The 25,283-nt window shown below is 30.6% G+C and carries 23 protein-coding genes; 4 read left to right on the top strand and 19 right to left on the bottom strand.

Annotated elements, in window-relative coordinates; genetic code table 11:
- Positions 1–146: 146 nt before the first annotated feature.
- Entirely contained in the window at positions 147–3,485 is a 3,339-nt protein-coding gene (locus Q0857_RS03705) for a VCBS repeat-containing protein (RefSeq protein ID WP_298532327.1), read from the top strand.
- Between the two features lie 6 nt (positions 3,486–3,491).
- Here the strand turns inward: Q0857_RS03705 and Q0857_RS03700 are convergent, their stop codons facing one another.
- Positions 3,492–4,526, bottom strand: a complete 1,035-nt coding sequence (locus Q0857_RS03700) for a glycosyltransferase family 9 protein (RefSeq protein ID WP_298532326.1) — start codon at positions 4,524–4,526, stop codon at positions 3,492–3,494.
- A 46-nt stretch (positions 4,527–4,572) separates the two neighbouring features.
- Positions 4,573–5,178: a DUF4254 domain-containing protein gene (locus Q0857_RS03695; protein WP_298532325.1), complete on the bottom strand. Its 606-nt coding sequence runs from the start codon at positions 5,176–5,178 to the stop codon at positions 4,573–4,575.
- Between the two features lie 69 nt (positions 5,179–5,247).
- On the opposite strand from Q0857_RS03695, the gene upp reads away from it, so the two are divergent.
- Positions 5,248–5,907, top strand: a complete 660-nt coding sequence (gene upp / locus Q0857_RS03690; protein ID WP_298532323.1) for a uracil phosphoribosyltransferase — start codon at positions 5,248–5,250, stop codon at positions 5,905–5,907.
- Here upp and Q0857_RS03685 read toward each other — a convergent pair.
- On the bottom strand, positions 5,896–6,819 hold the full coding sequence (locus tag Q0857_RS03685) for a DUF6427 family protein (protein WP_298532321.1): 924 nt from the start codon (positions 6,817–6,819) through the stop codon (positions 5,896–5,898). The two genes, upp and Q0857_RS03685, sit on opposite strands and share 12 nt — an antisense overlap.
- Positions 6,820–6,891: 72 nt before the next feature.
- On the opposite strand from Q0857_RS03685, the gene Q0857_RS03680 reads away from it, so the two are divergent.
- On the top strand, positions 6,892–7,119 hold the full coding sequence (locus Q0857_RS03680) for a uracil phosphoribosyltransferase (protein WP_298532319.1): 228 nt from the start codon (positions 6,892–6,894) through the stop codon (positions 7,117–7,119).
- Here Q0857_RS03680 and purD read toward each other — a convergent pair.
- Positions 7,114–8,385: a phosphoribosylamine--glycine ligase gene (purD, locus tag Q0857_RS03675; RefSeq protein ID WP_298532317.1), complete on the bottom strand. Its 1,272-nt coding sequence runs from the start codon at positions 8,383–8,385 to the stop codon at positions 7,114–7,116. The genes Q0857_RS03680 and purD overlap by 6 nt on opposite strands.
- A gap of 127 nt (positions 8,386–8,512) precedes the next feature.
- Here purD and Q0857_RS03670 point away from each other — a divergent pair, with 127 nt between their 5' ends.
- Positions 8,513–9,826, top strand: a complete 1,314-nt coding sequence (locus Q0857_RS03670) for a phenylacetate--CoA ligase family protein (protein ID WP_298532315.1) — start codon at positions 8,513–8,515, stop codon at positions 9,824–9,826.
- Here the strand turns inward: Q0857_RS03670 and Q0857_RS03665 are convergent.
- From Q0857_RS03665 to Q0857_RS03595, 15 genes are all read right to left on the bottom strand, one after another.
- On the bottom strand, positions 9,810–10,589 hold the full coding sequence (locus Q0857_RS03665; RefSeq protein WP_298532313.1) for a glycosyltransferase family 2 protein: 780 nt from the start codon (positions 10,587–10,589) through the stop codon (positions 9,810–9,812). The genes Q0857_RS03670 and Q0857_RS03665 overlap by 17 nt on opposite strands.
- 2 nt (positions 10,590–10,591) lie before the next feature.
- Positions 10,592–12,001, bottom strand: a complete 1,410-nt coding sequence (locus Q0857_RS03660) for an exopolysaccharide biosynthesis polyprenyl glycosylphosphotransferase (RefSeq protein WP_298532311.1) — start codon at positions 11,999–12,001, stop codon at positions 10,592–10,594.
- Positions 12,002–12,080: 79 nt separating this feature from the next.
- The gene (locus tag Q0857_RS03655) at positions 12,081–13,433 is read right to left on the bottom strand and encodes an undecaprenyl-phosphate glucose phosphotransferase (RefSeq protein WP_298532309.1); all 1,353 of its coding nucleotides are present in this window, start codon (positions 13,431–13,433) and stop codon (positions 12,081–12,083) included.
- A gap of 199 nt (positions 13,434–13,632) precedes the next feature.
- Positions 13,633–14,325, bottom strand: a complete 693-nt coding sequence (locus Q0857_RS03650) for a WecB/TagA/CpsF family glycosyltransferase (RefSeq protein WP_298532308.1) — start codon at positions 14,323–14,325, stop codon at positions 13,633–13,635.
- Positions 14,322–15,470: an O-antigen ligase gene (locus Q0857_RS03645; protein ID WP_298532307.1), complete on the bottom strand. Its 1,149-nt coding sequence runs from the start codon at positions 15,468–15,470 to the stop codon at positions 14,322–14,324. The genes Q0857_RS03650 and Q0857_RS03645 overlap by 4 nt, the downstream gene beginning before the upstream one ends.
- A gap of 4 nt (positions 15,471–15,474) precedes the next feature.
- Positions 15,475–16,068, bottom strand: coding sequence for a hypothetical protein (locus Q0857_RS03640; RefSeq protein ID WP_298532305.1), 594 nt, complete (start codon positions 16,066–16,068; stop codon positions 15,475–15,477).
- 638 nt (positions 16,069–16,706) lie between these two features.
- Positions 16,707–17,576 (bottom strand): glycosyltransferase family 2 protein, encoded by an 870-nt coding sequence (locus tag Q0857_RS03635; RefSeq protein WP_298532303.1) that lies wholly within the window; start codon positions 17,574–17,576, stop codon positions 16,707–16,709.
- Positions 17,566–18,573: a nitroreductase family protein gene (locus Q0857_RS03630; protein WP_298532302.1), complete on the bottom strand. Its 1,008-nt coding sequence runs from the start codon at positions 18,571–18,573 to the stop codon at positions 17,566–17,568. The genes Q0857_RS03635 and Q0857_RS03630 overlap by 11 nt, the downstream gene beginning before the upstream one ends.
- Positions 18,566–19,807, bottom strand: a complete 1,242-nt coding sequence (locus Q0857_RS03625; RefSeq protein ID WP_298532300.1) for a hypothetical protein — start codon at positions 19,805–19,807, stop codon at positions 18,566–18,568. Before Q0857_RS03625 ends, Q0857_RS03630 begins: the two co-directional genes overlap by 8 nt.
- Complete coding sequence (locus tag Q0857_RS03620; protein WP_298532299.1) at positions 19,794–20,876, bottom strand: polysaccharide pyruvyl transferase family protein; 1,083 nt, start codon at positions 20,874–20,876, stop codon at positions 19,794–19,796. Before Q0857_RS03620 ends, Q0857_RS03625 begins: the two co-directional genes overlap by 14 nt.
- A 99-nt stretch (positions 20,877–20,975) precedes the next feature.
- Entirely contained in the window at positions 20,976–21,764 is a 789-nt protein-coding gene (gene rfbD, locus Q0857_RS03615) for a dTDP-4-dehydrorhamnose reductase (RefSeq protein ID WP_298532297.1), read from the bottom strand.
- Positions 21,754–22,305: a dTDP-4-dehydrorhamnose 3,5-epimerase gene (gene rfbC / locus Q0857_RS03610; RefSeq protein ID WP_298532296.1), complete on the bottom strand. Its 552-nt coding sequence runs from the start codon at positions 22,303–22,305 to the stop codon at positions 21,754–21,756. Before rfbC ends, rfbD begins: the two co-directional genes overlap by 11 nt.
- Positions 22,305–23,171, bottom strand: coding sequence for a glucose-1-phosphate thymidylyltransferase RfbA (gene rfbA / locus Q0857_RS03605; protein WP_298532294.1), 867 nt, complete (start codon positions 23,169–23,171; stop codon positions 22,305–22,307). Before rfbA ends, rfbC begins: the two co-directional genes overlap by 1 nt.
- Before the next feature lie 10 nt (positions 23,172–23,181).
- Positions 23,182–24,231 carry a dTDP-glucose 4,6-dehydratase gene (gene rfbB / locus Q0857_RS03600; RefSeq protein WP_298533110.1) on the bottom strand — a complete coding sequence of 350 codons (1,050 nt, stop codon included), beginning with the start codon at positions 24,229–24,231 and terminating at the stop codon, positions 23,182–23,184.
- A gap of 1 nt (position 24,232) precedes the next feature.
- Positions 24,233–25,282, bottom strand: coding sequence for a hypothetical protein (locus Q0857_RS03595; RefSeq protein ID WP_298532292.1), 1,050 nt, complete (start codon positions 25,280–25,282; stop codon positions 24,233–24,235).
- Between the last annotated feature and the right edge of the window lies 1 nt (position 25,283).

The raw sequence follows: 25,283 nt of genomic DNA, 5'->3' as shown, positions 1-25,283 counted from the left end.
ATTTTACTTGCTTTTTTATAACGGCAAGTCACCAGAGTGACTTGCCGTTATTTTTTTATTTCTAATTAAATAAACTGTTCTATATCAACCTATTTTCATACTTTTAAAGATCCTTTTTTATAAACTTATAAAAGCCTTATTCTCCCATGCAAATCGTTAAGTCATACGCCTTGATTTTACTTATTTTTTTGACGTTTACGACGTTAAATTCTTGTAAGGATTCTAAAAATAACTCAGAAAAAATCGAAGAACTAAACTCAAAAGAAGATGTTCCCAAATTATTCTCAAAACTGACTCCCGAAAAAACTAATATTTTATTTCAGAATGAATTAACTGAAAATATAGATTTTAATTATTATCAATACATGTATAGCTATATTGGAGCTGGTGTAGCCTCTGGTGATTTTAATAATGATGGGCTTATCGATCTTTTTTTTACAAGTAATACAAGTGCATGTAAACTTTACAAAAATGAAGGCAACTTAGTTTTTCAAGATGTTAGTGCTTTAACCAGCATTAATCCTTTAGAAGGATTTAATACTGGAATTACACTCGTTGATATTAATCAAGATGGTCTTTTAGATATTTATTTAGTTCGCGGCGGGCTAGACAAAACAGAGGGTAGATTTGAAAACCTATTATACATTAATGAAGGTGATTTTCAGTTTTCAGAACAAGGAGCGGCATACGGATTAAATGATTCAAATAGAGGAATTCAAGCTACTTTTTTTGACATGGATAATGATAATGATTTAGATCTATTCATTTCCAATACTCCAGATATTGATGGAAAAACAAAGGATGTTATAGACTTAAACAAAAAACAAAAAGATCCAGAATCACAAAAACTGTTAGGTAGTGATAAGCTTTATAAAAATGCGGGAAATGGACGTTTTGTGGATGTTTCATTTGATTCTGGAATTCATTATGATATTGGGTTTGGGCTTAACCCTCAAGTAGGTGATCTAAATGGAGATGGGTTTTTAGACATTTATGTTTGTAACGATTTTAAAGTACCCGATTTTGCATATATAAATAATGGTGATGGTACGTTTAAAGATCAACGCGACACCTTTTTTAAACATATTTCCTACAACAGCATGGGTAGTGATATTGCAGACTTTAATAACGATGGAGAGTTTGATATTGCAACCTTAGATATGAACCCTGAAGATTATATCCGTTCCAAAACCACAATGGCCATGACTTCAATTCCTAAGTTTGAACAAATGGTAGAAAATAATTATCACTATCAATTTATGCATAACATGTTGCAAATCAATAATGGGAATAGTACGTTTAGTGATATTGGAAATATGTCTGGAATATCAAACACAGATTGGAGTTGGGCCATATTATCTGCAGATTTAGATTTAGATGGTTATCAGGACCTCTATATCACTAATGGTGTATTTAGAGATGTTATAGACCAAGATAAGACAAGGGAGATATTAAAAACAATAAGAGCAAAAGGTAAAAAGCCAACAAAGGAAGATTTTTTGAAATATGCTCAAATGTTTCCACAACAAAAGTTAAAAAATTATTTCTATAAAAATAATGGTGATCTGACTTTTGAAGATGTCACTAATAAATGGACTAATATTTCACCAACCTTTTCAAATGGGGCCATATACGTGGATTTGGACAATGACGGAGATTTGGAAGTAGTGACAAATAATATTAATGAATCGGCAACTGTCTTAAAAAATAATGCCTTAGAACAGGGCATCGGGAATTATGTTTCTTTCAATCTTATGGGACCTGAAGGCAATAAAAATGGTCTCGGAACAAAAATTGTTTTAGAAACAGAAAACGGACTAAAACTAACACGGCAATTAATTAACTCCAGAGGTTTTCTTTCTTCTGTCTCTAATTCCCTGCATTTTGGAATTCCCAAAACAGACAAAGTAAAGCAAGTTTTCGTAAAATGGTTAGATGGTAAAGAACAATTACTAGAAGGGCTAACTATCAATTCTGAGTACACCATTAGCTACCAAGATGCAACAATCTCGAAGAATACAAATAATAAGGAATTGGAAGGCGTTTTTAAAGCAGAACCATTCCCTTATGGTCATAAAGACCCTTATCATAATGATTATAAACTTCAATTATTATTGCCTTATAAATATTCTCACTTAGGTCCAGCTACTGCCATTGGAGATATTAATAATGATGGATTAGAAGATGTATTCATTGGTGGTGCTTTTGATAATACGTCTGAGCTACTTTTAGGTGATAAAACTGGGCGCTTCATAAAAAAAACATCAAAAGCTTTACAAGACGATAGTCGTTTTGAGGATATCTCAGCTACTTTCTTTGATGCGGATAATGATGGTGATCAAGATTTATATGTAGGCTCTGGAAGCTATGAGTTTTCGCCCAATTCTAGAGGTCAGCAAGACAGACTATATCTTAATGATGGTAATGGTAACTTTACAAAAAGTGAAAATTTATTGCCGCAATTTACCGTAGTATCTACAGTTGTTAAGGCTGCCGATTTTGACAACGACGGAGATCAAGACCTATTTATTGGAGGCGGCGTATTACCTGGAAAGTATCCAAAATCGGGAGGCAGCTACTTGTTGGAAAATAAAGCCGGTGTATTCAGTATTGCGAATACAGATTTTAAACTACCAGAACTGGGAATGGTTAAAGATGCGCTTTGGGAAGACATTGATGACAACGGAACATTAGATTTAATAGTTACGGGTGAATGGATGGGTATTGAAGTACTCCTAAATCGTAATGACCATTTTGAAAAAAGCAAACAGTATACCTCTTTATCAAATTCCAAAGGCTGGTGGAATAAGCTGCTTATTGAAGATATTGATGATGATGGAGATCTTGATATTGTTGCGGGTAACTTAGGATTAAACATGAAGTTTCATGCATCTAATGAAAAACCTTTTCATGTATACTCCAAAGATTTTGATTCTAATGGAGTTGAAGATATTATACTTAGTAAAGAATACAAGGGAAAACTTGTTCCCGTAAGAGGTAGAACATGTACTTCGCAGCAGATGCCACATATAGCAAAAAAAATTCCAACTTTTGAGGAGTTTGCTAATCTAGGCGTTGAAGGTATTCTTGGAGAGGAGATAAATTCTGCTTTGCATTATGAGGTGAATGAATTTCGCTCAGGAATTTTCGTTAACCAGAATGGAAAATTTGAATTTCACCCTTTTTCGAATGAAACTCAAGCTTCTTTGATTAATAGTATCATTTACCACGACTTTGATCAAGATGGGCAAAAAGATTTACTTCTTGCAGGAAACAATTATCAATTTGAAGTAGAAACAACTAGATCTGACGCAGGAATTGGTGTGTTTTTAAAGGGTAAAGATGGTGGAAAATTTGATTATATACCCAATAAGATCTCTGGTTTTTACACTGATGGTGATGTACGCCACCTAATAAACTTGCCAAATCAGAAGAAAGTAATTGTAACCGTAAATGATGGCAAATATTTATCTTTTAATTACTAATTAATCTTATGTTAAAACCTCATTGAGAGCCTCGTTCACTTTACTAACGACCTTCTCGACAGAAATGTTTCCAGCTACAGACTCATAAGTTGCAGGATATGTATTCCCATATACTGATGTTGGTATTAAGGGGAAATCATTTCTATTAGGCGTAAGCGCATAATCATCAGGTTGATTAAATGGAGAAAAACCGGCATATGGATGTGTTACCCCCCAAATAGTAATAACCTTTATACCAAGCATGGCAGCAACATGCGCATTGCCGGAATCCATTGAAATCATAACATCTAAATTAGAAATAATATCCAACTGTTCGTCAAGAGTAATTTTTTCAGATAAATTCGTTGTATTTTGAAACTGCCTTTCTAGACTATTAAGGGTTTCTGTCTCAGTTTCTCCTCCTCCAAATAGAAGCACTTTGTTTGTTTTTGAAAGCTGTTCTATAACCTCTTTCATAAGATTTAGTGGATAGACCTTGCCTTTATAAGCGGCAAAAGGTGCAATTCCAATAGTCTTTTGAGTATTTATACCCATAAAACCTTTAAGCTCTGAATTTAAATTAACAGGTTCTGGAAAGTTAAGCTTTGAAAAATCCAACTTATAACCTAAGCTTTGAAAAACCTCAGCATAACGCATGTGGGTAGTTTTAAGCTGCTTGAATATTTTGCCCGAAGTTAATGCCCTTTTTTCCTTACGGCCTTTATCTAATTTAGCAAATTTCAGATCTTTGAGAAACAACTTTAATAAATTGGTTCTCAATACATTATGTAGATCGGCAAAAGTAGTAAAACCGCATTTGTTTAGAGTCCTACTAAGTTTATAAATTCCTAAAACACCTTTATGCTCTCCTTTTAAATTAGGAGAAACAACATCAACCTCAGATAGGTCTCTAAAGAAAGGTTTAAAAAAGGAACGTGTTAGAACCGAAATTTTAACTTCGGGATATTGTGCTCTAAAAACCCTTAAAACAGGAATAATCATAGCAACGTCTCCCATTGCTGAGAGACGTACAACTAAAATATGCTCATGTTTTTTCGACATAAATTATTTCAACGGACATTTATTGATAAGTCGAAATAGAATAAAATCATTTTTGAGAACGAAGAACTGGATTTAACTCATCGTCATTATACATTTTCATTTGTTTGTAAACTTTCATGTATTTATCTCCCTTTTCAATATCGCTTAAAAGTGTATCAATGGCAGTAGACAAATCAACCCGTTGTTCTAATAAAACGTTCAATTTTGCTTGGCAAGCAGACCTATGAGACTCTGAGGCGTCTTCTCTGGTTGCTTCTTCATTCATATGGTAAACCTTGAGCGCCAAAATGGAAAGTCTATCTACGCCCCATGCAGGACTTTCTGTGTTGATGGTCGCACCTTCTTTAGCAGAAACGTCTTTATATTTTTCTAAAAAATAACTATCAATATACTCAACCATATCGGTTCTATCTTGGTTTGATGCATCAATCTGACGCTTTAAAGTCAACGCCGCAACTGGATCAATTTGAGGATCGCGAATAATATCTTCATAATGCCACTGCACGGTATCAATCCAACATTTTCTATATAATAAATGTTCTAATAAATCACTTTTATCATACGGGTTTTTAAAAGGCTGATCTACCGTATTAACGATGTGATATTGTTCAATAACGTCTTGAAATATTTTATTTGCTTTAGTTGTAAACATAGTGTTATATTTAAAACACAAAGATACTTATATTTGATTAACTTTATGTTGATAAACCAACAAGAGCTTATGCACATTCATAACATTTCTGAGCAAAATTCAGTTTTAAATACATTTCTATCTGAGATAAGAGACATACGTATTCAAAAGGATAGAATGCGATTTAGAAAAAACATAGAACGCATTGGCGAAATTTTAGGCTATGAAATGAGTAAAAGCTTGTGTTACCAAAAAAAATCGATTAAAACGCCTCTTGGTAATAGTTCGATAAACCTATTAACTGACGATCTTGTTATCTGTTCCATTTTAAGAGCTGGTGTTCCTCTACATAATGGTTTATTAAATTGTTTTGACAAAGCCGAAAATGCGTTTATCTCAGCTTATAGACACCACAAAACTAATTCTGAAAGTTTTGAAATCATTGTTGAATATTTAGCTTGTCCGGATTTAGAAAACAAAACCTTAATTTTAGCCGATCCTATGCTCGCCACTGGCCAATCAATACTTTCTACATTTGAAGCTCTTAAACCATACGGTATACCTAAGGAGGTGCATTTGGTTAGTGTTATTGGAGCCCAAGAGGGCATTAACTTTATAAGCAAACAATTTAACAGTGAGGCTCATTTATGGATTGCGGCTATAGACAAAACACTAAATAACAATGGGTATATTATTCCGGGAATTGGAGACGCCGGTGATTTGGCTTTTGGAGGAAAACTACAGCAATAGTAAAATAAATGGCACAACAATAAGAATAGACAAAAACACTTCTTTAAACCATTTATCTTGAATTATTTCAATATAATTAGCAATTACAATAGATAATGGTGCATACAAAAAAAGAAACTCTGCTCCATTTTTATCTGGCACTTGTATGACTATAAAAAACCCAATAAACATGGCTATTATAATGGTTTTAAAGGATACTCGATAAACCTTTTTTTTCTTCTTAATATTCTGCAAGTAAAAAATGGAAGACCAGACTCCAAAAGATAAAAGTACCGTAATCGCTATTAAATATTTAAGAGAATTATAGGCCTCAAATTCATAACTCATCTCTGGAGGTAAATCAAATATTTCGAAAAAGTTATCATACAAAACTATTGATAGGGCTGAAGTTATTAAAAAAACGGAAAGAATGCCTAAAAATGGTAATATCCAATGTCTTAAATTCTTATCGGTATAAAGCACTAATGACGCAATTATCAAGGCAAAAAACAAAATAGACCAGAAATAAAATAAAGCAGCAATACCAATCCAAAAGGCAGCATCGAAAAGCTTTTTTTTAGTATCCTTTTCAGTATGTAAACTAATTATTCGTCTTAACCCCAATAACACAAAAAAATTAGACAATAAAATATCGGAACTCGCTGTAGTAAGAGGTATAAATAGTAAGAATAAACTAAAAAGTAATAATTCAAAATTACTATTATGAGTTAAACTATTCTTAGTTGCTATGAAATTAAGCAATAAAATAGAAGATAAAATTACAAACAATAAGGTCGATTGTTTAATTAGAAACTCACCTGATATACCACCACAAATTATAGGAATTCTTGCAATTATAAAAGCTAAAAGAGTAACAGCAAAAACAATGAGAAAGTTTGTTGGCCTAGATTTATTAAAAAAACTTGTTATCATTAAGGGTTTTTGTATTTTTGCTCTGTAAATATACTAACTAAAAAACGGTTGGTAATTAATAAACAAACACAAATGACTGATTTCTTTTACGCTATACAAGACTTATTTGTAAATGTTCTTTTCGCTCCTATGGATGCTTTAAGAGCTTTAGAACTTGAAAGCTGGTTTACTGCAAACTTAATCTCATGGATTTTTATAGTTGTTGGTTTTGTTGCCATGGTATATTGGATGATCCAATTAAAAGGTTTCAATGACAATAACGAAGAAGATAAGAGTATTTCTTCTCATTCGTTTTTATAAATCGAAACCAATATCCTTACGATATTTCATCTTATCAAAATGTAGTTTTTCTATGTTTTGGTAAGATTTTTTTATGGCCTCTTGATACGTATTCCCATATGATGTAATAGCCATTACACGTCCGCCGGAAGTTACTATATCACCATCCTTTATTACTGCTCCAGCATGAAAAGCAAGAGAGTCTTCAATGGTATCAACACCAGAAATCACTTTACCTTTTTCATAAGCTTCAGGATAACCACCAGACACTAACATTATTGTTGTAGCAGCGCGTTCGTCAATTTCAATATTAATTTCATCTAAAGTTCCATTAGCCATAGCCTGTAGTACCTCAACTAAATCATTTCTTAGCCTTGGAAAAACAACTTCTGTCTCAGGGTCACCCATTCTAACGTTATATTCAATCACTTTAGGCTCATCACCTACTTTTATAAGTCCAATAAAAACAAACCCAACATAAGGTAAATTATCTTTCTTAAATCCTGAAATTGTCGGTTTTACAATACGTTCTTCTATTTTATTTAAAAATTCATCTGTTGCAAACGGTACAGGAGAAACTGCTCCCATACCACCGGTATTCAATCCAGTATCGCCTTCTCCAATACGCTTATAGTCTTTAGCAGTTGGTAATATTTTATAATTTTCTCCATCTGTTAGAACAAAGCAACTTAATTCTATCCCATCAAGAAACTCTTCAATAACAACTTTCGTACTAGCCTGTCCAAACTTAGCATCAACAAGCATACTTTTTAATTCGGCTTTAGCCTCTTCTAAATTGTTTAAAATAACAACGCCTTTTCCCGCAGCTAAACCATCTGCTTTCAACACATATGGCGCATTTAAAGTCTCAAGAAATCTGTATCCTTTTTCAACAGTTTCCTTTGTAAAACTTTCATAAGCAGCCGTTGGAATGTTATGCCTAAATAAAAACTCCTTAGCAAATTCTTTACTTCCCTCTAATTCTGCAGCTTTTTTTTGAGGACCAATAACCGATACATGTTTGATAGCATCATCATTTAAAAAGAAATCATGAACACCTTGCACAAGAGGATCTTCCGGTCCAACAACAACCATATCAATCTTTTTCTCTAATACCAAAGCTTTTATGGCAGCAAAATCTGTCACACTTAAATTTACATTGGTCCCAACTTTATCTGTTCCTGAGTTACCAGGAGCTACATATAGTTGATCACATTTAGGGCTTTGTGCTATTTTCCAAGCAAATGTATGTTCTCTCCCACCAGATCCAAGAATTAAGATATTCATTGTTACGTTTTTTAATGAGTTGCAAAAATAATGGGTTTTTATAATAAGCCGCGAATAAGTCTTCTATTTTTTAATAATTTTTAAACAAAAACGGGAATTATATTTAGCTTTGTTTTTTGTTTGAACTATGAATTTATTTAATCTTTCTCTAAAACTAAATGGCTTTCCTATTAAGAAAGCTTTAGCTCATTTAAAGTCCATTCAAGCTAAAAATGAAACAGAGTTTAGGGTATACCTAGAGACCAAAAAGAAGGAAATCGTAGATTATCATTTAAAGCATAATACTTTCTATAAATCTTTTTGTACTAACATTGATATTGATTCCTCGGATTGGAATAGTATACCTGTAATGACAAAAAAAGATTTACAGCAACCATTGTCAAACCGTCTGTCAGATGGATTTACAAAAAGTAATAGCTACATAAATAAAACTTCAGGCTCATCTGGTGATCCTTTTATTTTTGCAAAAGATAAGTTTTGCCATGCGTTAACTTGGGCTAATTTTATTGATCGATATTCATGGTTTAACATCAACCCTAATTCATCTAAACAAGCACGTTTTTATGGCATCCCTTTAGACAAAAAAGGGTATTATAAAGAACGGCTAAAAGATTTTTTTAGCAATCGGTTTCGTTTTTCAGTATTCGATTTAAGTGATGAACAAATGGAAAGAAATCTGGATAAATTCAAATCGACTACATTTGATTATATCAATGGTTATACCAGTTCTATAGTACAACTTGCTAAGTATTTAAAGCGAAAGTCTACTGTATTAAAAACACTGAGCACTTCTCTTAAAGCTTGTATTGTAACTTCTGAAATGCTATTCGAATCTGACAAATTATTATTAGAATCTCAATTAGGAATTCCCATTATTAACGAATATGGTGCAGCTGAACTTGGATTAATTGCCTTTCAGAACAAAAAAGATCAATGGCTTGTTAATAGTGAGGATCTATTTATTGAAATTCTAGACGAAAACGGCAAGATTTTACCTTACGGTGAAGAAGGACGCATAGTTATTACATCACTTTACAATAAAGCCCATCCTATGATTAGGTATGATTTGGGCGATATTGGAATCTTATCAAAATCAAGTTCCACCCGAAAACCAATACTTGACAAATTAATTGGCAGAACTAATGATATTGTTAAATTACCTAGTGGTAAAAAAGCCGCTGGTCTAACATTTTATTATGTTACTAAAACAGTTATAGAAGAAAAAAGTAATGTAAAGGAATTTGTAATTGAACAGTTAAAATTAGATACCTTTAAAATAACTTACGTTAGCTCGAATCTCCTTAATGATGAAAACATAGATGGCATTAAAAAGGCTGTCTCTAAGTATTTAGAACCTAATTTAAATTTAATTTTTAAAAGAAAAGAAAAACTAGATCGTTCTAATCGAGGTAAATTAAAGCAGTTTAAATCTCATTTGTAGTTACTACTTGCTTAGACTTAACAAAAAAGTGTTCTTTTAAGAAAACTATCATACTAAAAACAGACTTCATAGTAGAATACCCCAATCCTTTCCTATAAACCCAATAATTATATTTTAAAAGGTCAAGTTTGTTCGAAGATATAGAATTATCTCTAACTCTATAGTAAGCAAGTGGTTCTTGAATCCCTTTCGCTGGCTTACCAGACTTTTCGATAGCCAACAGCCATAACAACCAATCCTGCCTTTTTCTTAAATTAGGAGTTGTAATTCGGTTTAAAGATTTAACACTATACATTCCCGTAAGATTACCTATATAATTACTTTTTAAAAGCTTTTTATAAGTTAAAAGCTCCAATGCCCTTACTTTTTTATTTAATAATTCCCCAACCTCATTAATCTGTTCATAACTACTGAAGCTAACATCAAAATCATCAGGGCCCATATATTGAAGTTGCACTTCTAGTTTATTTGGTTTCCATAAATCATCTGCATCAAGAAATGCAATAAAATCGCCATTCGCAGCCTCTATCCCTTTATTTCTAGAAATTGCAGCACCCGAATTCTTTTTGTTTTTTAAAAGTATAATATTGTTAAATTCTTCAAGAAAAGGTTGAACTATTTTAAGTGTATTGTCTGTCGAACAATCATCAACTAATAATAGTTCCCAATTTTTATATGATTGATTAACAACACTGTTTATAGTTTCTGATATAAAAACTTCAGAATTATACATGGGTGTTATTATAGATACAAGTGAGCTCAAAATTAATATGCTTTATCTTCCCCTCTTAAGGCATTAATAATGGTCTGAAATATTATTTTTAAATCTAGAAGTAAAGACCAATTTTCAATATAAAAAATATCATACTTCACTCTATTGATTATATCAATGTCGGTTTCCACCTCACCTCTATACCCTTTTATTTGAGCAAGACCGGTAATGCCGGGTTTAACGTGGTGCCTAAAAATAAAATTATACTTATCGATTTTTTTTGAATAATCATCTGTATATGATAGCATATGTGGTCTTGGTCCAACTACACTCATATCTCCTTTTAATACGTTTATAAATTGAGGTAATTCATCCAGACTTGTTTTACGTAAAAAACTACCAACTTTTGTAAGCCTTATGTCATCTTGCTTAACATAAGTCCCTTCAAATTCTTTAGTTACGGTTAATGACCTAAACTTATAACAATAAAACTCTTTATAATTTATTCCGTTTCTTTTATGCCTATAGAATAATGGACCTTTAGATTCCATTTTTATAAGAATAAATAGAATAATCGAAACCCATGGAAGTATAAAAACTAAAACAATTAGGGAAAAACATATATCGAACCCTCTTTTAACAAATTTATTTACATCTGTATTCAATGACACTTGTTGAATAGACATTACTGGGAGATAGTTATAATAATCTGTATGAAGTCTCTTGGTAATAAGCTTTGAGGTATTTGAAATAAACTTAATATTACAATGATTAATATTCGAATATTTCACGAATTCATTAATTTGCTTTTCTGTTAACTCATCAATGGCACAATACATTTCATCAATGCCATTAGACTCTTTTAAATAAGTTAAACTGTCATTAATCGTTCCATTTATGTTATCTCCTTTAATATCGCTAAACGCTGCCACTATTTTATAACCCAATTCTTTTTCATTATTAAAAATAGATTTAAGCTCTTGAATTCCTTTCCCACTGCCGATAACTATTACATTTCTTAAATTCCCTTTTAAATAAATTCTAATTTTTTTTAAAGCATAATAGCTCAATATTTTCACTAAACCAATTAATATGAAACTATAGAGCACATACTTTAATACCGTAAAAACTTCTAAATTAATACTTCGAAATACACCAATAAAAGCAAACACTATTAAAGCAAATGCTAAAAACTGCTTAACTAGTAGAGATAAGATATTGAGAAACGAAGTATACCTATATACTCCATAAAACTTCAATAAATGCGTAGATAAAAGCCACAATGTTATAGAATAAATGACGTAAAGAATATTCTTATTATTAAAGAATTCTGAAGAAAAGAAATATAAATTCTCTTCATTTAAACTCAATAAATAAAATGCAAAGAAATTTATAACTAATAGATCGTAAACGATTAATGCAGGTCTTAATAACCACGAATATCTTCCGCGTTTATATTCCATTAGTTTTTATTTTTTTATAATAACAATTTTTGAAAATAAGATCTAAATGTAATTACCCTTAGCTGAGTCAAACATCTATCTAGTAGGCCTTATCTTCCCCCATAATAGCATTTACAAAGGTTTGAAAAATAATTTTCAAATCTAGTAACAAAGACCAATTCTCAATATAAAAGATATCATACTTCACCCTGTTTATAATATCTTTATCTGTCTCAACCTCTCCTCTAAATCCACTTATCTGAGCAAGTCCTGTGATTCCAGGTTTTACAAAATGCCTCACCATAAACTTATCTATTCTTTGAGCATACATATCAGTGTGACTTACCATATGTGGTCTAGGACCAACAACTGACATGTCCCCGAATAGAACATTAAAAAATTGAGGCAATTCGTCGATACTTGTTTTACGAATAAAAGCTCCTACTTTGGTTATTCTTAAGTCTCCTTTAGTTGCTTGATGTAAATGAGCGTTTGTATTCGGAGTCATAGATCTAAACTTATAACAATCAAATTCATAATAATTAAAACCATTTCTAGACTGTTTAAAAAATACAGGTCCTTTAGATTCCAACTTTATAATTATAGCTAATAATGGCGTTAACCATGATAAAAGGAATACAATAATAAAAATCGAAAACAAAATATCAAAAAGGCGCTTGATAAATTTATTAAATGGCTCTTGAAGAGGTATAGACCTTATTGATAGTATTGGAATATAATCATAATACTCATATTTTAATTTTTTCGAATAGATATCTTTATTATCGGGAATAAACTTTAATTCTCTTAAATTGTTATCTGCGAAATCTATTAACTTATTAATTTGTTTGTTTGAGAGCTCAGAAACTGAAAAATATATTTCATCAATACTATTTTCAATTATATACTTAAAGCATTTATCTAAACTAAAAAAATCGTCATTACTACTAAATTGAGCTTTGAATTTATAACCAAAATCTAACCTCGTATTAAAAGTATTTATTAACTGTCTAACTTTTTCGTTTTCACCAATAACAATAACATTTCTAGTATTTCCGCTTAAGATTGTTCTATACTTTTTTAATAAAAAAAATGTCAGAAGCTTAAATGCCAAAATAAATAGTGATGAATATATAAAATAGTAGCCTAAAGCCAATCTGCTTATATGTGGTTGCTTAAAAACTCCAATAAATGCATACAAGACAAGAGCAAAAAAAAGCATTTGCCTAATCAAAAGAGGAATAATTTGAATTACTCGTGTGTGCCTCTGAACTTCATAAAAGTGGTTTTTGACCGCAATAATTAACCATGTTAAAGAAATATATAAAGCAAAAACAAACGTGTTGTTTAGATTTGTCTCAAACAACAGAACTGTCAAATTGATTACCAATAAGTCTATTAAACCAAAAAGAGGTTTGATTAAACTTGAATATCTACCTTTCTTATAGTGCACTTACTTTTTCATAAATTAATACATCAGTTACTCGAATTGCAAAACCAATCAAAACCTGACTTTGTTCTCTATTCAACCTAAGTTTTCAATTTTACTTTAATATTCTAATTTTTGCAATAAAGAACTAAAAAACTAATATAATCTTCTTATAAATTCTATTTTTCAAAATTCAAATTTAAAGACAATTTTGATTGATTATTCAATTATTACGAATATAATCTAAAAAAAAAAGCATAACCGATTTAGGATAATTTATAAGATACCTTTTAATAAGCTTAGGCTCATCAATAATTCTATATAACCATCTCAAATTATACCTATTGTAAAAGTTTGGATAATATCTAGTGCCCTTAGCTGTTTGATGTATAAAACCTCCGCAAGTATAACCCATTCCAGACCATCCTTTGTTTTTTAAATCAATCAAAAACTGTTCCTGTAAAGGTGTTCCCATACCAACAATAATAATTTCAGGGTTTAAACGAACTATGTTGTTTAAACTTTTTTCCTTTTCCAACTCATCACTGAAAAAACCATTTCTAAAGCCTATTATATTTATCCCTTTAAAACAAGACTTTATTACTTCTATAAAACTATTTATTGATTCTCTGCTTGAACCTATGAAGTAAACGGAATTTTTACCCGCGATAGCACTTTCAAATACGATTGGTGCCAATGATGTCATATCGAAACTACATCTAGAAGTCTTCACCCCTATGAGTCTAAGTAAATATATGAGAGCAATTCCATCAATCAATAAATAATCGAATTGTCTATAAAGCTCCAAATCTTTTCTTAAAAAAAGATAACTAAAAGGGTTAATAAAAGTTGTTAAACTATTTTCAACTATTTCTTCTCCTTTTTGTTTATTTTTTAACAAATCTATTGCACTCATTTTAATTTATCTCTATGCATATCCAAAATAATAAGTGTTATGAAAAAAGCAAAAAACATTCGACCATGGTGTCTCTGTTCAAAAGACTCAATAAGGTATATATACCCTAAAATGACAGTAAATCCATTTGCAAATAAATTCTGATTTAATTTCCGGTCTTTTATGTTAATATATAAAAGAGGAAAAAGAGAAAGAATCAAATATATAGCACCTCCTCCCAATAAATATTCGAAATACTGATTATGAGCGTTATAACTGTTTTTGTATTCCCAAGATTTTTTACTCCGGGCTTCCTGCATAATATATAGCTCATTTCCAATGCCATAGCCATATATGGGTGATTTAGATATTAACGCCCTATTTACTCCAAAATTTCGAACCCTAGATCTCTCTCCCTCAATTTCGTGCATAAATTCTTTCCCATATGAAGTTGATAATGCGCAAAGTATTAAAACAGGTCCTAATAAAATAAGTAAATAGATTTTTTTATAGTATGATAAAAAGTAATTATAGGAAATATATAAAGTGCAGAGCAAAGCAAAAATAAACATATTACTCACAGATCCTGTAAAAAGCAATAATACTATTATAAATGGAATTAAAAACAATATAGATCTAAACGATACTTGTTTTTTTAAAAATAGATAAATTAGCATTAAGAATGAAAGGTTTACAAAAGAGCCATAATAAATTTTGTGTATATCAAAAATAGAGAAATCCTTCCAGGCGTTGAATATTGAAAAATTTCTTGTTTCAAATAGAAAGCTTAAAAGGTTTACAATTCCAACAAAAAAAACTCCAAAGGTGAAAAAAAAAGTAACTATTTTTAAATTAATAAACTTATAATTGGTTTGAAATATTAATAAATAAAACAAAATGCATAATCCTAATGTGGCTAAGTTAGAAAAATGTATTGTAGATAATCTGTTCATGTTGATAAGAACATAAACCAAAGTAATAAGCAAAATGAAAAGATATTCTTTTTTCAAAAATAAACGATTAAAATCGAGAGTAAATAGCCCAATAATAATCATAAAAACCAAACTTTTACTACTCCAATCTGGATCAAAACTAATTGAGAATACAAAAATGCAAATACCAAGCAAAGCTTTTTTATTCTTTATAAAATCTAAGATAACACTCATTATTTTAAACTAAGTTTTTGCTGTAATCAGCGTGTTTTTTTACAATGAGAAAAAACATAATTCCAAGAGCAAAATATACGCTATTAAAGGAAGATACTGAAATACCATTAATAAATACTATACCCAAAACAATAAGACCGTTTGTTCTAGAAAACCCTGATCTGATAATTATTGAATAAACAAAATAACATATAAATAACAGCCCAATAAATCCATGGTCAAAAATAACTCTAAATATATAAGAATGTAATACGACCGAATAACAACTTCCATCTCCCGAATAACTAAACAAGCTTTGCCAATACCCTAACCTTCGACAAGCATTTTCAGATAAAGGTGTTATCCTTGACGCCCCAAATAAATAATTTAGGAAAGTCCAATTTTCAATTTCTTTAAGAAAAACTGTTAAAAATTGGAAACGCGTATTCTTACTAAAATCTAACTCTCCACCAAGTCTATCTTTTAAAACATAAACAACAGACACCCCTAGTAATAAAATACTCGGAATTATAATATATATTTTTTTTAATATGTGCTTTACGTTAATCATTCCTAAAACAAACAAGAGTATTAAGAGTCCAGAAATTGATTTAGACATCAAAAAGATGAGACTTACAAATAACTGGTGCCTAACTGAAACACTCCCTTTCAAAATATAATATAAATAGAATATTAAAGAAAGCATCATTAACTCAAAATTGTTTTCAAAAAACAATGTTGGTCTTAAGCTTTGAAATAAACTAATTAAGATATACTTTATTCCAAAAACAGTAAGTAAAAATTTATAAAAAGAAAAAAAGTCATTCTCTGATAGGATTTGTTTCTTAAAAAGAAATGATAGTAGAATAGCATAAATAAAGAATTTATAAATTAGCAAAAAATCTAAAATGTTCCGATCGGCAACAAAATAAACGAATAATAAACTTGAAACAAAATACAATACTGAAACACTAAAAAGAAAAAAAACTTTTTTGTGAATGTTCGCAATATTCAAAAAAACCAAAAAAATGAGAAAACACTCAAAAATATTATTAAAAAAAGTGGAACTGGCATTATGATGCTTAAAAAGAGCCCAAATGGAAATTATATAAAGTAATGAAATAAACTTACGACTTAACATAGCTTTTATTAACTAAAATTTTAATATTGCTTACCAATACTAAGAAAAAAGGAGAATTACTCTTAATAATAAACCTACTTAAAATTAATCCTATTTTCTTTATTAATCATCATTATTTATTTCAATACTCCCTTTATAGTACGTTTTAACTTAGGGTATATTCTCGAATAATCATTTATCCTCAAATTAACTAAACCATGAAAAAGATTAATAACAGCTTTTCCGTAGCGCTTTTCAGCTAAAAGTCTGGAAGTAAGATTAAATATTTGAAAGCCACTAAACCCACTATCACTAAAGTAAACTTTCATTTCATTGGCCCACGACCTTGAATATTCATATGATTCTCCTTTTGAAAGATTTACCTTTAATGCGCTTTTATAGGTTACTAATTCTTCTGGAATAAATTGAAATTTAACCCCTTTATGATATGCTCTTAATACAAAATCGTAGTCTTGATGTCTTTTAAAATGCTCTTGAAATAATACCTCCTTTGCTATATTTGAACCACAAAAAATACTACTAGTTTGAATAAAACCGTCTTCAAGAAATAAATATTCTGAAATATGAACTTTAGAATTAAAACCCTTAGGTCTTGAAAAATTTGAGAGCCCATTAACATCAATATTTACTTTAGAAAAAAAGAGTCTTTCTAATCCATACTTATTTACAAATTGAATCATTCTTTGTGTCTTATTGGGCATCCAAGTGTCATCTGCATCTAAAAAGGCAATGATATCACCTCTTGAGTTCATTATGCCTCTATTTCTCGAATAAGCACCATTCTTGTTTTGGTTATTTCTTAAAAGCCTCAGAGGCAAAATTGACTTATAATCAGATATGGCATTTTCTACTTCTTTTTCATTATTTGAAAAATCGTCCACAATAATTACTTCATAAACGGAATGAGACTGCTGAGCTAAAGATTCTAATGTTTCCCCGATTGTCTCATAGTCATTGTAAAAAGGAATTATTACACTAATATTCATCACGCAATCTTAAAATGTTAGCATTTGTCTTTTTAACGGAGACAGGAGATTTAATTCCAATAGGAGTTCCGATAGCTATTAAACAAACTACAGTTTTTGACAAATCATACCCCAAATATTTAATTGCTTCTCTATCTTCTTTCCAATTAGGTACCCAATTACAAATACAAGAACCCAGACCAACAGTAACGAGAGAATTAACAAAATTTGAAACAAATAAGCCCGAGTCGAAATATATTAAATGACGATCTCTAGTAAACCTAAAACTATTTGCATGACCAACAACTACTCCCAATGTTGTGACGCCCTCAATCCATCCTGCAGTGCCTGGGGCCATATCTCCAATCTTCCTAATATCCTTTATATTTGTTAAAAGTTCTATATGATATGGCTGTCTATTACATGCTGTTGGAGCACTCTTAGCTATTTCAACACATTGAACTATTTTTTCAACGTTTGCTTTTTCCGATTTAAAAAACCGAACACTTTTTCTTTTATTTAAAGTATTCTTGAAATTTAGAAATTCCTGAGATTCATTGCTCTCAAGTTTATTTTTTATTGTCTTATGGGATAATTCAATTTTAGCTATGTCAATAATGGATTTAACCTCTTCAGGAGTATATGAGAAAGGGGTGTATGCCTTTAATGTAGCTATTAGCCAATGTAATTCATTACACTCCATGTTGCGTATATCATACTTGCTCATTTCATTCATTAACTCAGCAAAAACATCTTTACCAAATTTCTTTCTGGGTTCTGCATGAAATAATCCTTTTTCTATTCGATGGATACCTCTTCTAATGTTTGCGTTTGAATTACTGTATGAATATTTATGAGTCAACGCGTCATACCGTCCTTTTAGTGTAAACTCAAATTCTCTATCGAAATCGCCTGTTACTAGAAAAAATAATCTTCCTAAAAATCGATTTTTACTTGATATTTTAACAGAAATATTTCTTATCCTTCTTAATATATTTTTTATCCTTTTTTTAAACATGACATAGTTTTTTTAACAGCTTATAAGTTGATTTCATCCTTGAAGAATAAATTGTAAATGGAACAATAGAACATACTAAGTAATAAACTAAAAGACTTATAACGATCCACATTCCATGATTAGCTAAAAAATAAACACATATCATGGTAAATAAGAATCCAAAAGTATAACTAATGGGAGATGCTATAAGGTTTTCGTTTAAAACGATTTCTCTACTAATCCAAATCCTCACAAAACTTAATACTGTAACGCCAATAATAATTGGCAATAAAAGAAAATAATTTTCAATAGTAATGTCTTTAAATTTCGAATATAAATAAAGAACAACAAATAAAGCTGGAGAAGCTATAATTGAAGACAAAAGACAATTAGTTAGCATTTTATACCTTAGTTCTTCCTGGACTAATATATCATATTGTTTATTTATGATTTTTTTAAAAAAACTGGCACATATATTATTTGGAATGAACATAAGACCTTCCACCAGTCTAAGAAAAATGTAATAAAACGCTGAAAACCTATATGGCACTAACACATTGATTATCAAATATAACAAACGAGACCCTCCAATCTGCAAAAAAGAAGAACTCCAGATAAAAATACCATGCCGAATCAGCTTATAAACTTGTTTAAAATAAACTATTTTAACTCCTTCTCTTGTGGAGTCTTTATTTACATGTGTAAGCAGGAAAAAAGCTAGAGGAAATAACCCTTCAATTGTTAAAAAATAATAAAGTAATTCTACATTTATTTTGATTAATGTAAACTTAAGTGCTAATGAAAAAACAGATAATATGGCCTTTAAAACAAAATATTGCTTATATCGTTTTAGAGACATTAGCTCAACGTATATATCTGCAAAACTCCAAACACTACCTAAAAGTGTTAAAAAAACCACAAGTGGTGATATTTGATTAAGCAGATTAAACTGCTCAATTAATATTGTTGCGAAAAGAACAAATCCAATTTTCAACAATATAATATGTAAAACAACTGAGTTTCTTTGTTTATTCGGGGTATCTAGTAACGGTTTTATAATATTAGCGCCAAAGCCAAAGGACATAAAAGATGCTGTCATTTGAATGATGGCCAAAGTCGTAAATATCCTGTTTACTTGCTCTTCTTCCAACATAAAGCCGACTAGAAACACAAAAGAAATCAAGGTTAAATTATAAATCAACCTTGACAAAGCTGTTATATTCAAAAAAATAGGAGTTATTCTACTCAAAGACATTCGCCCACATTTGCATTACTTCTGATTGAACTAAATCTAATTCTTCTTTGTATTCTTCGGAAAAAAATAATGATGCATATTCATTGCTCAAAATTTTATCAAGTTCTTTTTCATTTACTTTTGATAGATTAAATTTAGGTAAATTAAACCGAGATATAGCATCATTGTACTTAAAAGACCAGCCATAACAGGCTACGGGAATTTGTTGACTCAAAGCACTTATCAATCCATGATACCTCGAAGTTATAACTAATTCAGAACTTGCAATTTCTCTCTTAGCTTCAATACCATTTACCGGATTTAATATCTCAAGTCTCGTTTTTACATCAACAAAAATTTTATCTCTAATTTCTTCACAAATTATCTGATCCTTTACCCCTTCATGATTCAGAAGTTTTACTTCACTTTTTTCCGATTTTAGAATATATTTTATAATCGAAGTTAAATTTTCAATATACGATTTCCCTTCCCTCTTCTGAACCTGAAAATTAGGAATAATTAAAACCCCCTGATTCTTTTCATTAAATTTATCAACCTTTAAATTAAAAGTGATATCTGGGCAGTACTTTACTTTTTGCCCCGTTGCTTCCTCAAAATATTCTCGACCACTAAATTCTCTTGAATAAATAGAATTTGCCTTTTTTGCTAACTTTCTAGCAACTTTAATTGAATTCTTTTGAGTAAAAGGGCCTAGTGACTGAGGCAGCAAAACAATTTTTGCAGAAGTGTTTTCGGATAAGATTCTAGATTTGGCAAGAGAAATAGACCAATCATCTCCATATGCGAAACCAGAAGCGTCCAATATTAAATCCACTTGACTAGGTTTTACAAAACCTAACCTATTGGTAATATAAGAAGGAAGAAAATTCAAAGGAAATAACAAATTAAGACCCCACTTATATATACTTGTTTTAGTAGCTATTGGGTAATTTATTTTGTAACTAAATGGACTGTAGGGCTCCATACATACAGTCATATCGTAAGGCTTGATTTGCTCCAAAGTAGCACAAAGTAACAACTCGGCTCCTTTGTTAGGAAACCCAATACCCTTAATCTCTACATATTTCATAGTCGTGTTTATTTGGAGTTTTTCTTTGAAACATCTCTCCTATTACTCTTAATTATTGAAAAAATTACCATACTCACAACGTCCAAAATATCTTGACTTTCAACTTCCTTTTAAAACCGTATATCTTGGTCTTCTGGCAAAAGTAACATAATTGCTAGCTCTAACAAGTTTAGTTTTATTAATTAAATTGGTTTCCTCTAAAATCCGCTTAGCAAAATCGAACCAAGTCAAAACTTCTTTGTCACAAAAATGATATACACCAAACCTTTCATTTTTTTGAAGGATCAAATCAACAACAAATTTAGATAAATTAATCGTATCTGTTGGGCAACCAATTTGATCAGTTGTTATAGATAATTCTTTTTCTGTCTTTGATTTAGATACTATAGTCTTATAAAAATTATGTCCATAGTTTTTACTATATAACCAAGACGTTCTAACTATGAAGTAATCTGTTGAAATGTCTTGTATGTACTTTTCCCCTTGTAACTTAGATTTGCCGTAAATATTTATTGGATTTGTTACATCATCAGTCGTATAGGGCTCTCTCTTTTCACCATCAAAAACATAGTCTGTTGAAATATGCACAAGAATAGTATCGTTTTCCTTGCAAGCTTCTGCTAAATATTTTACAGATTTTCCGTTAATTTGATAGGCAATTTCAGGTGTTTTCTCTGCCTGTTCGACATTAGTATATGCGGCGCAATTAATGCAATAATTAAATTTATTAGTTTTAAAAAAATCCTTTAATACATCATTATTTGAAATATCTAAGTCTTTCTTAGTAACAAAAACAAAATCTAAGCCTTGATTATTATCTTTATACAACTCTTCTATGGTTTTTCCTAGTTGTCCACCAGCTCCCGTAACTAAGACTTTAGTATTCATCAATAAATTTTTTTAGGGTCAGTAATTTTTGATCCTTATCCGTTATTATTATATCACCTGAAGAAATTCTCCAATCAATATTTAAAGTTTCATCATTATATAAAATACCAGATTCAGATTCTTTATTATAAAAATTGTCACATTTATATGAAAACAACGCTGTCTCACTTAAAACGACGAAACCATGAGCAAATCCTCTAGGCACAAAAAATTGTTTTTTATTTTCTCCAGATAACTCTATGGCCACGTGTTGTCCAAAAGTTGTAGAACCTTTTCTGAGATCAACAGCAACATCCAAAACACACCCTTTAATAACTCTAACTAGTTTTGCTTGTGCGTATTCGCCTTTTTGAAAATGTAACCCTCTTAAAACTCCTTTAGAAGAATAAGACTCATTATCTTGAACAAAATTGATATTATTCCCAGTTAATTGATTAAATATTTTCTGATTATAAGTTTCTAAAAAATAGCCTCTTTTATCATCAAAAACTCTAGGTTCTAATATATAGCACCCTTCTAATTTAGTTTCTTTTACTATCATTATTTCTTTTTCAGTAAACCTAACAAGTTTTTACCATACCCGCTTTTAAGTAACGGTTCTGCAAGTGCCTTAAATTGAGCTTCATTGATGTACCCCATTTCAAAAGCAGCAGCTTCAATAGCCCCAATTTTCAGACCTTGCCTTTCCTCAATAACTTCAACAAATTGTGAAGCCTGCATTAATGATTGAAACGTTCCTGTATCTAACCAAGCCGTACCTCTATCTAAAATACTTACATTAAGTTTTCCTTGAGACAAATAATCCTTATTAACATCAGTTATTTCCAACTCTCCCCTAGGACTAGGTTTTATATTTTTTGCAATTTCAACTACAGAATTATCATAAAAATATATGCCTGGAACCGCATAATTAGATTTCGGTTGATTTGGTTTTTCTTCAATTGAAATAGCTTTATTCTTGCTGTCAAATTCTACAACACCATAGCGTTCAGGGTCGTGAACTCTATAAGCATAAATAACACCACCATCTGGATTATTATTAGCTTGTAATAATTTTGCTAATCCCGTACCATAAAAAATGTTATCTCCTAAAATTAGCGCCACCTTATTATTTCCTATAAATTCTTCTCCAATGATAAAAGCTTCTGCCAAACCATTAGGAGATTCTTGAATAGCATATTCAAATGAACATCCGTACTTTTTACCATCCCCTAGTAGGTCTTTGAAAAGTGGTAAATCTTTTGGGGTTGAGATAATTAAGACCTCCTTAATTCCAGCATACATTAAAGTAGACAATGGGTAATATATCATGGGTTTATCGTAAATAGGCATGAGCTGTTTACTTACCGATAATGTTAAGGGGTGCAATCGTGTTCCAGATCCGCCCGCCAAGATAATTCCCTTCATTGTTCTTTATTTAATTGTTATAGTGATTTTCATAATAAGATTGATATTGCCCACTTGTAACATTGTTCAACCAAACTTTATTATCTAAATACCATTCAATTGTTTTTTCCAAACCTTCCTCAAAAGTAACCGACGGTTCCCAGCCTAGTTTATCCTTAATTTTAGAAGCATCTATAGCATATCTTAAATCATGTCCAGGACGGTCTTTTACATATGTTATTAAATCTTCCGAACTTCCTTCCTTTCTAAAAAGCTTAGTATCCATTTGTTTACATAATAATTTTACCAAGTCTATATTCTTCCATTCATTAAAACCTCCTATATTGTAAGTTTCCGCATTAACACCTTTATGATAAACCAAATCTATGGCTACAGCATGATCTTGAACATATAACCAATCTCTTGTATAATTTCCATCTCCATAAACAGGTAAAGGTTTATTATGAATGATATTATTTATAAACAAAGGAATTAACTTTTCAGGAAACTGATTTTCTCCATAGTTATTAGAACAATTCGTAATAACATATGGTAAGTTATAAGTTTCACCATAGGCTCTTACAAAATGATCTGAACTTGCTTTAGAAGCAGAATATGGTGAGTTAGGGTCATAAGGTGTCGTTTCTGAAAACAAACCTGTTTGACCTAATGTTCCATAAACCTCATCTGTACTTATATGATAAAAACGTTTATTTTCAAAATCGTCATTCCAAGAATTCTTACAGGCATTTAAAAGATTTATCGTGCCTATTACATTGGTTTTAACAAAAGCTAAAGGATCTTTAATAGATCGGTCTACATGTGATTCTGCTGCCAAATGAATTACACCATCAAACTTATATCTTTGGAAAAGTTTATCAATAAACAACGCATCATTTACATCGCCTTTTATAAAAGTATAATTAGGTCTTGCTTCTATGTCTCTAAGGTTTTCTAAATTGCCTGCATAAGTCAAATTATCCAAATTAATAATTTCATAATCCAAATATTTTTCAACAAACAACCGGATTACATGCGAGCCAATAAAACCTGCCCCTCCTGTGATTAAGACAGTCATAATTTTACTCGCTTTTATAGTTTTTCAAATAACTATTTAAGGATAGTAGTCCAAAAATCAAAAATGTTAAAGATAATAGTAAAAAAGGTATTCTAAACTTATAACTATTAATTAAACCTTTTATTTCAACTCCTTTTCTAGGGAAGTCAGAAATAACATTCAAAATACTGGATTTATTAGCACGCTCTTCGTTAAGTTCAACTAAACTTATTTTTAATTCTTCCATCTTATTAATTAATGAAAGTTCTTTATTATCACTACCTGAACTTTCCGCGAGATTAATACTAGTAGCTCCTTCCGGTTTATCAGCTTCTTTAAGCATCAACTTTTTATAAAACACCTGTAACGAATCTATTTCGTCTATTTGCTTTTTATAAAGACTGTCTTGTAGTTTGATATTGATATCACTAATATCTTTCTGAAGATTAAAATAATCATTCCTCGAAATAGAATTGATGATTGAAGGTTGAATTTTCTTGGCAATACCATTGTCAGTGGCAACCACATGTACCGTATGGAAACGGGCATCCAAAGAATTAAAGTTCTCCAAATAGGCTTTAATATCAATGGCTTTTTGAGTTGTTGTATCTAGACTACGCACAAATTTATCAAACAACTGCACTTTTTGATTTTCATCGGAATACGATTCAACTCCAAACTCCTTCATAGTAGCAGCCTCTCTTATGGTAATATCCAAAGCTTCTGCCAATGCCGTTGAATCATTAGATTCGGCTAATTCATTATAAAAATTAATATTGTTATATAACTGCTGGACACTATTAAAATTTGGCTCTAGTACCATGGAAGAAATAAACCTAGGCTCTTTTTTTATATCCGCGTAAAACCCAATGGCAAAGCCTAAAACGGTAACCACAGCTAGCTTTAAAAAGTGCTTTCGAACAAAAAGCAAAAAAGTAATAATCAATTGAAAAACACCTCTAAAGATACTTCCAATAAATTTAAAAAATCGATTAAAAGCATTACCTATAAGTTTAAATAGTTGTCCCAAATCTACTTCTTCAGATGGTTGAGGTTGCGGTAAATCTTTACTCATA

Origin of the sequence: uncultured Algibacter sp., assembly GCF_947495925.1 — a bacterium.
Taxonomy (GTDB): Bacteria; Bacteroidota; Bacteroidia; order Flavobacteriales; family Flavobacteriaceae; genus Algibacter_E.
The sequence above is the reverse complement of the archived record's forward strand: the minus strand, read 5'-3'. Positions and strand labels throughout refer to the sequence as shown.

Excerpts from the sequence above, each read along its gene's own strand:
- Q0857_RS03705 (WP_298532327.1), top strand. The coding sequence starts at position 147 with ATGCAAATCGTTAAGTCATACGCCTTGATTTTACTTATTTTTTTGACG.
- Q0857_RS03700 (WP_298532326.1), bottom strand. The coding sequence starts at position 4,526 with ATGTCGAAAAAACATGAGCATATTTTAGTTGTACGTCTCTCAGCAATG.
- Q0857_RS03695 (WP_298532325.1), bottom strand. The coding sequence starts at position 5,178 with ATGTTTACAACTAAAGCAAATAAAATATTTCAAGACGTTATTGAACAA.
- upp (WP_298532323.1), top strand. The coding sequence starts at position 5,248 with ATGCACATTCATAACATTTCTGAGCAAAATTCAGTTTTAAATACATTT.
- Q0857_RS03685 (WP_298532321.1), bottom strand. The coding sequence starts at position 6,819 with ATGATAACAAGTTTTTTTAATAAATCTAGGCCAACAAACTTTCTCATT.
- Q0857_RS03680 (WP_298532319.1), top strand. The coding sequence starts at position 6,892 with ATGACTGATTTCTTTTACGCTATACAAGACTTATTTGTAAATGTTCTT.
- purD (WP_298532317.1), bottom strand. The coding sequence starts at position 8,385 with ATGAATATCTTAATTCTTGGATCTGGTGGGAGAGAACATACATTTGCT.
- Q0857_RS03670 (WP_298532315.1), top strand. The coding sequence starts at position 8,513 with ATGAATTTATTTAATCTTTCTCTAAAACTAAATGGCTTTCCTATTAAG.
- Q0857_RS03660 (WP_298532311.1), bottom strand. The coding sequence starts at position 12,001 with ATGGAATATAAACGCGGAAGATATTCGTGGTTATTAAGACCTGCATTA.
- Q0857_RS03650 (WP_298532308.1), bottom strand. The coding sequence starts at position 14,325 with ATGAGTGCAATAGATTTGTTAAAAAATAAACAAAAAGGAGAAGAAATA.
- Q0857_RS03645 (WP_298532307.1), bottom strand. The coding sequence starts at position 15,470 with ATGAGTGTTATCTTAGATTTTATAAAGAATAAAAAAGCTTTGCTTGGT.
- Q0857_RS03640 (WP_298532305.1), bottom strand. The coding sequence starts at position 16,068 with ATGTCTAAATCAATTTCTGGACTCTTAATACTCTTGTTTGTTTTAGGA.
- Q0857_RS03635 (WP_298532303.1), bottom strand. The coding sequence starts at position 17,576 with ATGAATATTAGTGTAATAATTCCTTTTTACAATGACTATGAGACAATC.
- Q0857_RS03630 (WP_298532302.1), bottom strand. The coding sequence starts at position 18,573 with ATGTTTAAAAAAAGGATAAAAAATATATTAAGAAGGATAAGAAATATT.
- Q0857_RS03625 (WP_298532300.1), bottom strand. The coding sequence starts at position 19,807 with ATGTCTTTGAGTAGAATAACTCCTATTTTTTTGAATATAACAGCTTTG.
- Q0857_RS03620 (WP_298532299.1), bottom strand. The coding sequence starts at position 20,876 with ATGAAATATGTAGAGATTAAGGGTATTGGGTTTCCTAACAAAGGAGCC.
- rfbD (WP_298532297.1), bottom strand. The coding sequence starts at position 21,764 with ATGAATACTAAAGTCTTAGTTACGGGAGCTGGTGGACAACTAGGAAAA.
- rfbC (WP_298532296.1), bottom strand. The coding sequence starts at position 22,305 with ATGATAGTAAAAGAAACTAAATTAGAAGGGTGCTATATATTAGAACCT.
- rfbA (WP_298532294.1), bottom strand. The coding sequence starts at position 23,171 with ATGAAGGGAATTATCTTGGCGGGCGGATCTGGAACACGATTGCACCCC.
- Q0857_RS03595 (WP_298532292.1), bottom strand. The coding sequence starts at position 25,282 with ATGAGTAAAGATTTACCGCAACCTCAACCATCTGAAGAAGTAGATTTG.